The 13,931-nt window shown below is 41.8% G+C and carries 15 protein-coding genes; 4 read left to right on the forward strand and 11 right to left on the reverse strand.

Features of this window, described 5'->3' with window-relative positions:
- Positions 1–23: 23 nt before the first annotated feature.
- The 6 genes from CWC16_RS06595 to CWC16_RS06615 all read right to left on the reverse strand — a co-directional run bounded on the left by CWC16_RS06595 (position 24) and on the right by CWC16_RS06615 (position 5,660).
- Positions 24–1,220 carry a dipeptidase gene (locus CWC16_RS06595; RefSeq protein WP_138540959.1) on the reverse strand — a complete coding sequence of 399 codons (1,197 nt, stop codon included), beginning with the start codon at positions 1,218–1,220 and terminating at the stop codon, positions 24–26.
- A gap of 64 nt (positions 1,221–1,284) precedes the next feature.
- Positions 1,285–1,539, reverse strand: coding sequence for a YheU family protein (locus CWC16_RS06600; RefSeq protein ID WP_138540960.1), 255 nt, complete (start codon positions 1,537–1,539; stop codon positions 1,285–1,287).
- The gene (locus tag CWC16_RS06605) at positions 1,536–2,528 is read right to left on the reverse strand and encodes a hydrolase (RefSeq protein ID WP_138540961.1); all 993 of its coding nucleotides are present in this window, start codon (positions 2,526–2,528) and stop codon (positions 1,536–1,538) included. The genes CWC16_RS06600 and CWC16_RS06605 overlap by 4 nt, the downstream gene beginning before the upstream one ends.
- Positions 2,529–2,639: 111 nt before the next feature.
- Positions 2,640–2,786, reverse strand: coding sequence for a hypothetical protein (locus CWC16_RS19855; RefSeq protein ID WP_004589623.1), 147 nt, complete (start codon positions 2,784–2,786; stop codon positions 2,640–2,642).
- A gap of 545 nt (positions 2,787–3,331) precedes the next feature.
- Positions 3,332–3,754, reverse strand: a complete 423-nt coding sequence (locus CWC16_RS06610) for a TIGR02444 family protein (RefSeq protein WP_138540962.1) — start codon at positions 3,752–3,754, stop codon at positions 3,332–3,334.
- Positions 3,738–5,660 carry an ATP-binding cassette domain-containing protein gene (locus CWC16_RS06615; RefSeq protein ID WP_138540963.1) on the reverse strand — a complete coding sequence of 641 codons (1,923 nt, stop codon included), beginning with the start codon at positions 5,658–5,660 and terminating at the stop codon, positions 3,738–3,740. Before CWC16_RS06615 ends, CWC16_RS06610 begins: the two co-directional genes overlap by 17 nt.
- A 132-nt stretch (positions 5,661–5,792) precedes the next feature.
- Between CWC16_RS06615 and CWC16_RS06620 the strand changes: the two genes are divergently transcribed.
- The gene (locus CWC16_RS06620) at positions 5,793–5,996 is read left to right on the forward strand and encodes a YheV family putative zinc ribbon protein (protein WP_004589620.1); all 204 of its coding nucleotides are present in this window, start codon (positions 5,793–5,795) and stop codon (positions 5,994–5,996) included.
- Positions 5,997–6,009: 13 nt separating this feature from the next.
- Here the strand turns inward: CWC16_RS06620 and CWC16_RS06625 are convergent, their stop codons facing one another.
- Together CWC16_RS06625 and CWC16_RS06630 are read right to left on the reverse strand one after the other, a co-directional pair.
- Positions 6,010–6,222, reverse strand: a complete 213-nt coding sequence (locus tag CWC16_RS06625; protein ID WP_055015500.1) for a SlyX family protein — start codon at positions 6,220–6,222, stop codon at positions 6,010–6,012.
- Positions 6,209–7,207, reverse strand: a complete 999-nt coding sequence (locus tag CWC16_RS06630; RefSeq protein WP_138540964.1) for a WD40 repeat domain-containing protein — start codon at positions 7,205–7,207, stop codon at positions 6,209–6,211. The genes CWC16_RS06625 and CWC16_RS06630 overlap by 14 nt, the downstream gene beginning before the upstream one ends.
- 204 nt (positions 7,208–7,411) lie before the next feature.
- Here CWC16_RS06630 and fkpA point away from each other — a divergent pair, with 204 nt between their 5' ends.
- Entirely contained in the window at positions 7,412–8,158 is a 747-nt protein-coding gene (fkpA, locus tag CWC16_RS06635) for an FKBP-type peptidyl-prolyl cis-trans isomerase (RefSeq protein ID WP_055015498.1), read from the forward strand.
- Between the two features lie 58 nt (positions 8,159–8,216).
- Here the strand turns inward: fkpA and CWC16_RS06640 are convergent, their stop codons facing one another.
- The gene (locus tag CWC16_RS06640; RefSeq protein ID WP_055015497.1) at positions 8,217–8,687 is read right to left on the reverse strand and encodes an Rsd/AlgQ family anti-sigma factor; all 471 of its coding nucleotides are present in this window, start codon (positions 8,685–8,687) and stop codon (positions 8,217–8,219) included.
- Between the two features lie 522 nt (positions 8,688–9,209).
- Between CWC16_RS06640 and hemE the strand changes: the two genes are divergently transcribed.
- Positions 9,210–10,274, forward strand: a complete 1,065-nt coding sequence (gene hemE, locus CWC16_RS06645; RefSeq protein ID WP_138540965.1) for a uroporphyrinogen decarboxylase — start codon at positions 9,210–9,212, stop codon at positions 10,272–10,274.
- Positions 10,275–10,342: 68 nt separating this feature from the next.
- Here hemE and sthA read toward each other — a convergent pair whose 3' ends face one another.
- Positions 10,343–11,773, reverse strand: a complete 1,431-nt coding sequence (gene sthA, locus CWC16_RS06650; protein ID WP_171037633.1) for a Si-specific NAD(P)(+) transhydrogenase — start codon at positions 11,771–11,773, stop codon at positions 10,343–10,345.
- A 13-nt stretch (positions 11,774–11,786) separates the two neighbouring features.
- Positions 11,787–12,920, reverse strand: coding sequence for an acyl-CoA desaturase (locus tag CWC16_RS06655; protein WP_138540966.1), 1,134 nt, complete (start codon positions 12,918–12,920; stop codon positions 11,787–11,789).
- Positions 12,921–13,047: 127 nt separating this feature from the next.
- Here CWC16_RS06655 and fabR point away from each other — a divergent pair, with 127 nt between their 5' ends.
- Entirely contained in the window at positions 13,048–13,668 is a 621-nt protein-coding gene (gene fabR, locus CWC16_RS06660) for an HTH-type transcriptional repressor FabR (protein ID WP_055015493.1), read from the forward strand.
- The last annotated feature ends 263 nt before the right edge of the window (positions 13,669–13,931 follow it).

The raw sequence follows: 13,931 nt of genomic DNA on the forward strand, positions 1-13,931 counted from the left end.
GCTTACAGCTTACAGCTTACACGCTAGTGCTTTTTCGCATATGCTTCAGCTTGCTTCCAAACCCTTAGCGTATTTTCGCTTAAAATCTTTTTAATGTCGGCATCGCTATAGCCTCTGTCTATTAACCCTTGCACTAGGTTAGGGTAGCTCGCTACATCTTTTAGGCCAATCGGTAATGAATCCCCTACACCGTCGTAGTCAGAGCCAATACCTACGTAATCAATACCAATTAATTCAACTACATGGTCAATGTGATCAAGGACTTGCTCAAGACTTGCGAACGGGAATGGGTTTTTAGCACGGTACGCTGCGTCAAAGTCTTTGCCTGGCTTAGTGCCTTCTTTTTTAACGGCCTCCTTTGTACTTTTCAGGTCTTTGTACCATGAACCTGCTCGAGAGGTTACAAAGCTTGAGCCAAAGTTAATTTGGATAACTCCGCCATTCTTTTTCAGCGCTAGCAACATGTCATCATTCATATTACGCTCAAAGCCCGGCGTGTATTTGCGTAATGAAGAGTGTGAGGCAATAACCGGTGTTTTAGATAGCTCCATTACCTGATAAAACGCATCATCTGATATATGCGATACGTCAATGAGCATACCGATGTTGTTCATTTCAGTTATCAGCTTTTTACCAAATGGGCTTAAGCCTTTCCATTTACGGCGAATATCGTATGACGAGTCAGAAATATGGTTGCTTTGTGAGTGCGCAAGCGTGATGTAGCGCACACCGCGGTCATAAAAGTGCTGTAGGTTTTCCATTTTACCTTCAATTGGCGAGCCATTTTCCATGCCCATCGCAATTGACAGTTTACCTTGCTCAAATTGCGCTTCTATATCTGCAGTTGAGCTGGCAATGGCAAATTTATCGGGAGCGCGCAGTGCAATGGCTTCCATGCTATCAATCATTTGATTGGCTAGCTGATAACTTTTACCTTTGCCTTCAAATTCTAAGTGAGCAGGAATATAAATAGACATAAATGGCGCGTTTAAACCGCCCTTAACTGCGCGAGGGTAGTCAAAGTCGCCGCCATCGGTAGCTTTAGTGACATCAACCCATTTTTCGTGGATACGATAAGGTACATCAATATGGGTGTCGATTAAAATAGTGTCTTTTGCTAGTTTTACTGCTTTGTCTGACGGGCTTTTTACTTGCTCTGCAAAGGCTTGTGGTGTTAAAGCTAGTGATATGGCTACCACTAGAGTGCTGAGTTTTATCATGTTTTGGCTCTTTGGGTAAAAAGCCATTGTGTACGTTCAGCTCAAAAGTTACAAGTGTTAGGCGCTAATCAAACGACTGTGCTTCATGCGCTTCACTTTGCAGTGCTTTAAATTCATTTTTTGAAATAATAGTGACTGACTCATGTAGCTCAGAAAAAAACACCATGGCTTCACCATTTTTAAGCTGCTGATTAACCTGCGCTACTTTACTTTGAATACTCACTTCTTGCTCACCGTAATCAGTGCCTTCACGAAGCACGTAGCTTTCAATTAGGTTATAGAGGGTGTCTTTATCAAGTTGTTCAAAAGGGATAATCATAACTGCTTACTGCTCGCTTTAGTGGGGACGTGCTGGCCAAAATAGTGAGGAACGGCTTGCTCAAGCCAAAATACCGGCCTAAACGGATTATTACCGCTAATAAACCCTACGTGGCCGCCTTTTTCAGAGACGCTCAGGGTAACATGCTCACTCACATCTTGCCTACTTGGCACGGCTTTAATCGACAACATTGGGTCGTCTTTGGCATGAATTATTAACGTAGGAATCGCAATATGCTTTAAGTAAGGCATTGCGCTGGCTTGGCGATAGTAATCGTGCGCGTTTTCAAAGCCATGCAGTGGAGCGGTTAGTTGATTATCAAACTCCAGCAAATCGTCAATTTTCATTAACTGCTCAGAGGTAATAGGTATTTGCTGCTTAATTTGTGGCAATTTACGCTGCATTGATTTTTTCATTCTATCGAGCAAATACTTTTGGTAAATTTTGCCTAAGCTTTTACGAATAACATCGCTTGATGAGGATAAATCATAAGGAGCCGAAACCACTGCAGCGGCGCTTAACGGGCAGTTTTCTCGCTCTTCGCCTAGGTATTTAGCCAGTACATTGCCCCCTAACGAAAAACCAACAGCCATAATAGGGCGGCTGGGGAATTGCCCCCTTAAATGATTTATAAAAAAAGCTAAGTCGGCGGTATCACCACTATGATAAGCACGCGGTAAGCGGTTAACTTCGCTTGAGCAGTTTCTAAAGTGCATAAGTACTACGGCATAACCTTGCTTTTTTAAGGCTTTCATCATGCCTTTGGCATAAAAGCTATTTATGTTGCCTTCAAGGCCATGTAAAACCACAGCAAGAGGGGCGTTTTCGTTATGGGGCAGCGACCATGCAAGTTCAATAAAATCGCCGTCGGGCGTATCAAGTTGCTCAAGTTCGTAGGACGTATTGTGAAATGGGCGGAAAAAACGCGGCATTATGGTTTGAACGTGACGATTGGTCATCCACCATGCTGGTTTAAACTTATTGATCATGTTTGTACTACGCACTATGAAAAAAACGAAACGATAGTGTACCAAATTTTTCGCTTTATAAAATAAAAAGCGCCTAATCAGTAACCTGAGTAGGCGCTTTGTGCGTCGTGCTTAATGATGCTCGGGAACTTCAGCCTCGCTAATCTTTTTAATAAAGTAAAAAGCGTAAAATAGGCAAAGAGAAATCACTACGCCTAAAATCCCAAAAGACATAAATAAAACAGGGTCGCTAAAAAAGTCTCTAAAGAATACGTTCATGATTAATCTCCTCGTTCAGTTGATGGAGACATCATAAAGTGACTTTGCAAAGCATAATGTGATCGAGATCAAACTATTTCCGTGCGTGGAAAAAGTAATCAACTAAAGTTGATGTAGATCATGTTTTAGAGGCTAGCAAGTTACTGCAGCACGTATAGGCTTTGAATAATCAATTTGCTTAAAGATCTTTTGCACAAAGAGAAGGGAATGAGAAAGGTAGCCATGAGCCAGCAGAGGCTAGACTTATATTGCTAGCGATAATAACTTTGTTTTTATTTTCCTCTAAAAGCGCCGCGTCTCTAATCCTCTTTGTGAATAAATTACATAAAGGTTTTTTTTGCACAAAGAGAAGAGAATGAGGAGCAAATGAGAAAGGTAGCCACGAGCCAGCAGAGGCTAGACTCATATTTTTAGCGATATTAGCTTGGCCTTTATTTTTTCTAAAAGCGCAGCGTCTCTAGTTCTCTTTGTGAGTAAATTACTTAAAGGTTTTTTGCACTAAGAGAAGAGAATGGGCATTAGAAGAGGGTATAAAAACTGACAGCCTAAGTGGCTTTCACATACAGCTCAATATTGTTTGGCTTTACAGCTTCTAAAAAGCTAAGTTTATTCGCTGTATCAACAAGTATTTGCTGTTGCTGCTTTTCAAGCTTTAGCTCTGCGCTTAGTAACTCTTCACGTATTTTTGTATAGTCGCTAATAGTATGCTGGTTGGCTTTTAAATACTTGCGAGTAGCACGCAGAGGCTTAAGTGCCTGTGTATCAAATTCGTCAATTGATTCTATTAACGCACTGAGTTGCTCGGTGTTAATGCTTAGCTTAAGTGAATCTAAGTACAATAAAAATAAGCACAGATTTACGTTTTTACCTTGCTGGTTTTGAAGAGTCAGCAAGGTTTGTTGTTGCCCAGGCTTTGCGTACAAGGTGCACGCAAATTGCCAAAAGTCGTCGCTATTGAGCAAGTTCATCAGCAAAGGCCTGTTCTTTTTCTTCCATCTCTTCAAGCGCCATTAGGAGCGCTTCTTCGGTGTCGTTTACTTTAGGGGTAAGCGTGGCTTGCTTAGCAATTAACTCTTTTAGCTGGGCTTTATTATCGTCGTTGTAGAGTTCGTTATCACCAAGGGCGACTTCGACCTCGCTAAGCTCTGCAGAGTATTTGTCTAGTTGCTTTTCAAGCTTTTCAATTTGCTTCTTAAGCGGTTGAATGGTTTTTCTAAACTCGGCCTCTAAACGTTTTTGCTCTTTACGGTTAATGCCAGAATTCGCTTTAGGCTGGTCTGACAGCTCGCTTTTGGCGGCTTCTTTATTTGCGTTAAGTAGCCACTGGTAATAGGCGTCTAAGTCGTAACCAAACTGAGTCACCTTGCCGTCATCGACTAAATAAAATTCATCAGCGGTGTTTTTGAGCATATGGCGGTCGTGCGATACGGTAACCATGGCGCCTTCAAAGCCTTGCAGTGCCATCACTAGTGCGTGGCGCATTTCTAAATCAAGGTGGTTAGTCGGCTCATCAAGCAGTAGTAAGTTAGGCTTTTGATATACTAGCATGGCAAGCACTAAGCGGGCTTTTTCACCGCCCGAAAACGGCGCCACGGGTTCAAGTGCTTTATCGCCAATAAATGCAAAGCCGCCTAAAAAGTCACGCAATGATTGCTCAGTGGCTTGTGGGTTTAAACGTTGAATATGGGTCACTGCGCTGGCTTTTAAATCAAGCGATTCAAGTTGGTGCTGCGCAAAGTAACCAATATTTAAGCCATGGTGTTGAACCACTTTACCTGCTTGCGGCTCAAGCTCGCCCGCTAATAGCTTTATAAGCGTTGATTTACCCGCGCCATTACGACCGAGTAACGCAATACGGCTGCCAGGAACTAGGTTTAGCGCGATATTATTTAAAATAGTGACATCGCCATAACCTGCTTTTGCTTTATCTAGGGTCATTAGCGGGTTAGGCAGGGCTGTTGGCTCGGCAAATTCAAAGTCAAATGGTGAGTCGGCATGTGCAGGAGCCAGTTTTTCCATACGTTCGAGTGCTTTAACACGGCTTTGTGCCTGTTTGGCCTTACTGGCTTTGGCTTTAAAGCGAGTTATAAACTGCTCAAGATGGGCAATTTGCTCTTGTTGTTTTTCAAACATTGCTTGTTGTTGTAACAAGCGCTCTGCTTTTTGGCGCTCAAACTGTGAGTAGTTACCTTTGTACACATTAATGAGCTGTTTATCGACATGCCAAATTTGATCAACCACGGCGTCTAAAAACTCGCGGTCATGAGATATAAGTACCAAGGTCCCTGTGTAGGCGCGTAAAAAACGCTCAAGCCAATACACTGCGTCTAAATCGAGGTGGTTTGTTGGTTCATCGAGTAGCAGTAAATCGGCATCGCGAATAAGTGCTTGTGCAAGGTTTAAACGCATACGCCAACCACCAGAAAACGCGCTTACAGGGTTTTCTATTTGGTGATTAGCAAAGCCTAGGCCGTGCAGCAATTCGCCCGCTTTTGACTCTATGCTGTAGCCTTTAATATTCTCAAGCTGAATATGTACTTTGGCTTGGGTGTCACCATCGTTTGTTTGCTCGGCTTCACGCAGGGCAATGCGCAATGAATAGTACTCAGGGTGGCCTTGTAGTACGTAATCAATGGCGCTTATTTCAAGGGCGGGAGTTTCTTGTTTTACAGAGGCAATAGACCAATCTTTAGGAATACTGCAATCACCAGCATCTAACTGTAGCTCAGACTTTAATAAACTAAATAACGTAGATTTACCACAGCCATTAGCGCCTACAAGTCCTACTTTGTGTTGTGGAAATAAAGTAGCCGAAGCATTTTTTAATAAGGCTTTTCCGCCACGAAGTAGTTCTATTTCTGAGATTTGGATCATGAATACGTTACTTTGCTGTGCCCTTGTTAAGTTGGCGCTATCATACCATAGAACGTATTGCTCTTATCAAGCGTATCAACCTAGGAAGTTATACGATAAAATATGTGCAGTTCAAACCACAGGAAAAATGTTGTGAGACAAAAGAAGCGATTTATTGCTGGTGCATCGTGCCCTGAATGTAAAGCCATGGATACCATGATGCTATACAGAGAACATGATGTTGAAAAAGTAGAGTGCGTAGAGTGCGGCCACAAAATGGCGCAGCCAGATAACGCAGTTCAGGCATCTACTCGCCAATTTGAACAAGTTATTGGTGTATTTAAACCGGGCGATTAACCCGGTTTTTATTTTAGTAATGTGGTGGAGGTGGCTCTTGCATTTGTGACATTAGCGACGGCTGCTGCGCTTCTTTAAGCTTTTCTGCTAGTAGCTCAGTTTGGCGCTTCATTTTTGCAAGCTGCTGTTGGTGTGCTTTTAGCTCGTCATTTAATATTTCTATTGTTTCGTCTTGAAAAGCAACTTTTGCCTCAAGCTCCATTAAACGATGTTCAATTGTGTTCATTTGCTTCTCGTATTGTAAAGTGCTCTGCAATTCCGCTCGAGCTCTCGGTTAATATCGACTTGCCGTTATCTATAAACGTTACATCTAGCACCACAGCCGATTTAGGCTTACTGCCTTTACGTGGTGTGACTTGCCAAGTTTGAATTTTCTCGCCGCTGGGCAACTGCCATAAATCAACGCGCTTATTGGGCGAGCCTGTTGCCAGCAATGTGCCTTGTTCGTTAAAGCGTACCGCAGTAAAAATTTTCTGACGCGCAATATACGCCAGTTTACTCACAAGATCACCTGTAGTCAGCTTCCATACATGTGCTTGCTTCATACTATCTGCGGTAAATGCGTAGCGACCTTGTGGGTCTAGAGTTACTTGGGTAACTCGCGTAGGGTGATTAAAGCGATGAATTACTTGTCCTGTGCGTGTATCCCAAAAATAGGCAACGTAATCGTTCGAGCCGCTTAGGGCATAGCGCCCGTTAGGTGATAAATCAACGGTGTTTACTTTGTCTTGGTGGCCTAAAAACTCAATGCGGCGTCCGGTTTCTAGGTTTAAAAAGACCACTACACCGTCGCTTCTGCCGTATAAAACACTGCGGCCTTGGTTGCTTATCGCAATATCGCGAATAGTGGCTTGTTGAATTTTATAATAGCCACGGTTTTCGCCGCTGTTAATATCCCACACGGCAAAGGTGGTTTTTTCTGCGGTAACGGCCACGCTATTATCAAAGGCAATAGCCACAGCATACACTAGGCTTTCTTGTGATTGTTGTTGAAACCATTGATATTTTAGCACCTGCTGTTGATTATCCCACAGGGCGACCCCATGGTGAATGGAGGAGACTAAGCTGTATTTACCATCGTTAGATACTGCCGAGGAAAACGCACCCTGTGCTGCGTGTTCAAAGCGTTGTGCAGCTTGCTGTTTTTGATCGCTACAAGCTAGGGCTAATAAACAGCTAAAAGCGATTAAAAAAGTACGAAATATCGACATATTACAGGTATTTCCTCTTAACTCTTAGTGACTGAGAGGTTAGACTAGGTCACGTTGAAGGCCTAGGGTGTTTGTCTAATCACTATAATAGGTTAGGTTTTAATTTAGTTAGTTATTAAACAAGCAGCCTATCATGTAGGCCGTTAATCTTTAACTAGTAATAATACAATAAATGACAACTGCAAAGTGTGTCGGAGATTTAAAATGAAAAAGACGATTAGATTGTCATTGATTGCAGCGTCGGTTTTAGCGCTTACAGCTTGTAATCAAGAAGCAAAACAAGAAAAAGCTGAAGTTAAATTAGACACTGTAGAGCAGCAACAAGCATACGGTATTGGTGCATCAGTTGGTAACTTTTTAAATAAAGACCTAGCTGATAAATCAGAGATTGGTATTGAGCTAGACCAAGCACTGTTAATTCGTGGTTTTGAAGACGCGCTTGCTGGTAATGCAAAAATCGATGAAGAAAAAATCCGTGAAGTACTTACTGAATTAGATACATCAGTGCGTGCTAAGCAAGAAGCTAAAGCTAAAGTTGAGTCTGAAAAAAGCAAAGAAGCAGGTAAAAAATACCTAGAAGAAAATGCTAAAAAAGAAGGCGTAACAGTCACTGAGTCAGGCTTACAGTACGAAGTACTTAGCGAAGGGGAAGGCGAAAAGCCTGAAGCAACAGACGTAGTTAAAGTACATTACAAAGGTACTTTATTAGATGGCACTGAGTTTGATAGCTCTTATGCGCGTAACGAGCCAACTACGTTCCCTCTTAACCGTGTAATTGCGGGTTGGACTGAAGGTTTACAGCTTATGTCTGTAGGGTCTAAGTATAAGTTTACTATTCCTTCTGAACTTGCTTACGGCGATCGTGACCTAGGTAAAATTCCAGCTAACTCAACGCTTGTTTTTGAAGTAGAACTACTTGAAATACAAGATGACGAAGCACCAGCGCAATAAGCAGTAACTTATAACGCAAAAAGGGACCATAACGGTCCCTTTTTTGTAGGCTATTTTATTAATCTGTGTGGTTAGAAAACAAATTATCTATTAGCTCATCTTCTAGTTCAAAACGCGCTTCTAACGTTTCGCCAAGTACCGACAAATCATTATCAAACTCTGCTAATAAGTCCTCTTTATCTACTTCTGCGTATTTATCGTTAAAATCTAAAGCAATATCTGTTGTGCTTGAAATGCGCGGGTAAATTGTATTTGCCAGCTGTTGGCTTTCAAGGCCCTTGCTCTCACAGGCTTTAGCAATGTCATCGTACACTTCAAAATGGCCGGCAGATAAGTAATCCATTAAAATTTGGCAAAATGATTGAATCTGCTCTGGCTCTGGTAAGGCGTGATCTTTTTTATCGTATGGCGAAAACCCAGCCATTTTACAATAAAGTACGATTAATTCTTGGCGCTCGTTTAACCATTTATCAATGACAGTATGGCTACCACCCCATTTTTGTTGAGCTTTCTCTACGCGCGTCAGCATTACTGTTCTCCTAAGCTGGGTCACTTTTATGGTTAAATTTAAATCTTCTTATACATCAAGATATATTTTATTTAAGTGTATATCAACAAGTAAAAGGTATGAGCTGGGGTATACGTGTATTTATTGTAGGTAATTTATTATTTTATTGCAGGCAAGAAAAAACCACCGGTTAAGGTGGCTTAATTTCTTGTTTTGGCCTGTTAATACAAGCTTTCTTATTGTTATAGAAGATTTTTGTTATTTTTATTATAAATTTTTTGTTATTGTTGTTTAAGATTTTTATTATTGTTCTTGTTAACGCGGGACAAACAATACCAAGGTTTTTGTAATGTTGCAAACATATTAACAAAAAGTTTTTATTGTTAGTTCTTTTTGATTATTTAGTGCACAAACGTGACTAAATAAGCAACAAAGTAGGGCCGGTTAGCTATAACACATGTTTTACAAGCATAGCGATAGAGAGCCGAAGAATATGGTGGTACAATCTTGAACAATTTCTATAAGCCTCAGGATTATTAAGCTATGAGCGAATTAAAAAATGACCGTTATTTACGTGCACTTGCAAAACAACCCGTTGATGTAACACCGGTATGGATGATGCGCCAAGCAGGACGCTATTTACCAGAGTACCGTGCTACACGTGCACAAGCGGGCGATTTTATGAGCCTGTGCCGTAATGCTGAGCTAGCGTGTGAAGTAACACTACAACCCCTTCGTCGCTACCCATTAGATGCCGCTATTTTATTTAGTGACATTTTAACGATTCCCGATGCAATGGGTTTAGGTTTGTACTTTGAAACCGGTGAAGGCCCTAAGTTCGAAAACCCTATCTCGTCACTTGCTGATGTTAAAAAAATTCCAAAGCTAGACCCAACTGACGAGCTTGGCTATGTAATGAACGCAGTAAGCACAATTCGCCGTGAGTTAAAGGGCGAAGTACCACTTATTGGTTTTTCGGGTTCACCATGGACACTAGCAACTTACATGGTTGAAGGTGGCAGCAGTAAAGTATTTGGTAAAATTAAAAAAATGGCGTTTGCAGAGCCGCAAACACTGCATTTATTACTCGATAAACTCGCTGATTCGGTTATTGATTATTTAAACGCGCAAGTAAAAGCCGGTGCGCAATCACTAATGTTATTTGACTCATGGGGCGGAGTATTAAGCCCGCGCGATTACAACGAGTTCTCACTGCAATACATGCATAAAATTGTTGATGGTTTAATTCGCGAATACGACGGTCGTAAAGTGCCGGTAACGCTATTTACCAAAAATGGTGGCCAGTGGATTGAAGCAATTGCAGCCACAGGCTGTGATGCAGTAGGTCTTGATTGGACTATTAATATTGGCGACGCTAAGCGCCGTGTAGGCGATAAAGTTGCATTGCAAGGTAATATGGACCCGTCAATGCTTCACGGTACGCCTGATCGTATCCGCCAGGAAGTAGGCACTATTTTAGAAGATTTTGGCACAGGAAATGGCCACGTATTTAACCTAGGCCACGGCATTACACCAGATGTAGACCCAGAAAACGCCGGTGTATTTATTAACGCAGTACATGAGCTAAGCGCGCAATACCACAAATAACAGCAGTGGTATTAATAGCTACTAAAAAGCCCGCTAATTAGCGGGCTTTTTGCTGTGTAGTAATTGGATTAAGTAAATAACCTATTTAATCCATTTAACGCCGCAACTCGGTAGGCTTCTGCCATAGTTGGGTAGTTAAATGTGGTATTTACAAAGTAATCAACTGTATTGCCAGCGCCTTTTTGCTCCATAATGGCTTGGCCAATGTGAACAATTTCCGAGGCACGTTCGCCAAAGCAATGCACGCCAAGTACTTCTTTGGTTTCACTGTGGAACAGTATTTTTAAACTACCAACTTCTGTGCCCGCAATTTGCGCACGAGCCAAGTGCTTAAACTGTGCACGGCCCACTTCATACGGTACCTTTGCAGCGGTTAGCTGTTGCTCTGTTTTACCTACTGAGCTCATTTCAGGAATGGTATAAATACCTGCTGGAATATCTATAATCAGCTTATCTTCGCAATTACCGCAGGCAATCGCATCGGCAGCTATACGGCCCTGATCAAACGCTGCACTAGCTAAGCTCGGATAGCCAATAACATCACCTACTGCGTAAACGTTGTCTACCTCAGTTTGGTACATTTCGTTGACTTTAAGCTGGCCTCGACCATCGGCTTTTAAGCCAATAGCTTCAAGATTTAGTGTATCGGTATTACCTGTGCGGCCGTTAGCAAATAAAATACAGTCGGCTTTTACACGCTTGCCCGATTTTAAATGCATAACAACACAATCGTCCCGTGTTTCTACACGATCAAACTCTTCGTTATGGCGAATAACAATACCGCTATTCCAAAAGTGGTAGCTAAGCGCGTCAGAGATTTCTGCATCCATAAAGGCCAATAAGCGGTCGCGGGTATTTACTAAATCTACCTTCGCGCCTAAGCCTTTAAATATTGAAGCGTATTCACAGCCAATAACACCGGCACCATATATAAGTACGCGTTGTGGGTCGTGCTCTAGGCCTAAAATAGTGTCGCTGTCGTAAATACGTGAATGGCTAAAGTCTACCTCAGGTGGGCGATATGGGCGCGAGCCGGTAGCAATCACAATCGTTTTTGCTGTTATACGCTCTGCTGAGCCATCAAGGCGCTTAATCTCAACCGTGTGTTTATCTACAAAACTCGCATCGCCTTGGTACATATGAATACGATTACGGTCGTAAAAGCTGCTACGTAAGTTTGACTGCTTAGAAATAACAGAACTTGCATGGCTTAAAATATCAGGAAATGTTAAGCGACTAGGGCGCTCGCCAACATTAAATAATGGGTTAGCTTTGTATTCAATATACCGGCTAACCGAGTGGCGTAATGCTTTTGAAGGAATTGTCCCCCAATGTACGCAGCCACCGCCAACAGCTTGTTGGCGTTCAATTACCGCTACTTTTTTATCGTTTTTAGATAGGTTCATGGCGGTACCTTCACCGCCAGGACCCGTGCCAATAATTATTGCGTCATATTGGTATGTCACGGGTACTTTTTTTTGTTCTGGTTGTTTGGCCACAGCCACTCCTAAATTAATTAAAAGAGGCTTTTAATAACCTCGCATTAAGTGCTAGCCATGCCTGTTTTTGATTTTCCCAGGCGGCTTCCAACTCATGGTATTGTGCCATTAATGCTGATTGTTCACACTGCTTTGCCATGTTATTTTTTTTAACTTCTAACACTTGTTTTTGTAGTGAACAATAATTTTGCAGTTTTTTCAGCAATAAATCGTACTCTTGTTGTAATAATGTAAGCTTATCTTGGGCTAAAGGCAATTTTGCAAGGCGAGTTTGGGTTTTACTCATGAGCGTTTCGGCCTTTGCTTTTTCTATACGTTCAACCGGAGTGCGTTTTAATTTACTGGCTAAACCGAGCGCTGCTAAAGAGCGAATCATCCATTTAGTTGGGTCGTAATGAAACCATTTAATACCGTTACGGTAGTCGCTTGCAAAAATATGATGAAAGTTATGGTAACCCTCGCCATAAGTAAATAATGCTAAAAAGCCATTATCGCGCGCGGTATTTTTTTCAGTGTATGGGCGTGAACCCCAAATATGAGCCAATGAATTTATAAAAAAGGTAAAGTGCTGGCTCAATACTAAACGCAGTAAACCGGCAAGGAGTAGCATGCCCCACACATCACCTACCAATAAACCAAGCACAAGCGGAAGGCCTACATTCATAGCTATAACAAGTTTCAAGTAATGCTTGTGTTGCCACATAACTATTTTATTGCGTTGTAAATCGCGACAGTTACTGTAATCACCGTAGCTGTCACCTTGGTAATCACGAAGCATCCAGCCAATGTGGCTGTACCAAAAACCGTTAGTTGCGGCGTAAGGGTCTTTTACTGGGTCATCTACTTGACCGTGGTGTATACGGTGATCGCTACTCCAGTGCAACGCACTGTTTTGCAAAGCAAATGCGCCACCAAGTGCAAAAATAAATTCTATCGCAGGGTGAACGTTATAGGCTTTATGCGCCCATAATCGGTGGTATCCGGCAGTAATAGATAGGCCTGCGTAAAACATGCAGCCTATAAATGCAATCCAATGCGCGCTGGTAAATCCGTAACTAATGCCGTACCAAGGTACAAGGGTGACAGCCGCCAAAAAGGTTAGGCTAAAAAATAGGACGTTTGTCCAAATAATCGGTGGTTTATTCATCGTTTTTACTCTCAGCGTACAACTGTAAGCTAAAATAGTGTTTCAATCTCTTGGCGTCAAGTATTAGACTAGACAATTCGGCTAATTATCATTAAAACTTCATATAAAATTACTCAGGGAGCTGTGGATGTCGGGTGTTAGAGCACAACAGAAACAAAAAACACGACAAGCCTTAATTGAGGCGGCATTTAATCAGCTAAGTGCTGATCATAGTTTTTCTAATTTAAGCTTACGCGAAGTTGCCCGCGAAGCAGGTATTGCCCCCACCTCTTTTTATCGCCACTTTAAAGACATGAACGAGCTAGGTTTAACCATGGTCGACGAAGCCGGCTTAACCCTTCGTCAGCTTATGCGCCAAGCTCGCAGACGAATAGCCAGTGGTGGTAGCGTAATAAATACCTCGGTTGTTACCTTTATGGAGTTTATTGATAACTCAAGCAACCAATTTAGATTACTGCTGCGAGAACGTTCTGGCACCTCAAAAGCCTTTAGAGCTGCTGTTGCACGTGAGGTAAAACACTTTATTTTAGAGCTTGCGCATTATTTAGAAAGCGAAACCAAGTGCGATTCAATTCATGCTTATATTCAGGCCGAAGCCATGGTAACGCTGGTATTTAATGCCGGTGCTGAAGCACTCGACATTGAAGGTCAGCAACGTGATGAATTAATTGAGCGTGTTATTTGGCAGCTGCGTTATATCACCCGCGGTGCAGGGCATTATATTCGTGAAACAAATAATCAGGTTTAGCTTAAAAAATTAGCAATAAGTTAATCTAAGCACGCAAGTTTACTCAACACATTAATTTAAGCTAAAAAGTGCAGTTGTGTGATTTATAAAACCTTAATGTGCTATTTTTAGGTATATAAATTTCTTTAATGTGGGGTTTTTACTCCTTGGTTTGGAATATTTATGCTTGCACCCACTGCGCTGTAATGATAAAAATAGGCCTCACTGAACACACACAAGAAACAAGATGCAAAATATTCGTTTAATTACACTAAAACTTAACC

Source organism: Pseudoalteromonas sp. S3776 (assembly GCF_005886915.1).
Lineage (GTDB): Bacteria > Pseudomonadota > Gammaproteobacteria > Enterobacterales > Alteromonadaceae > Pseudoalteromonas.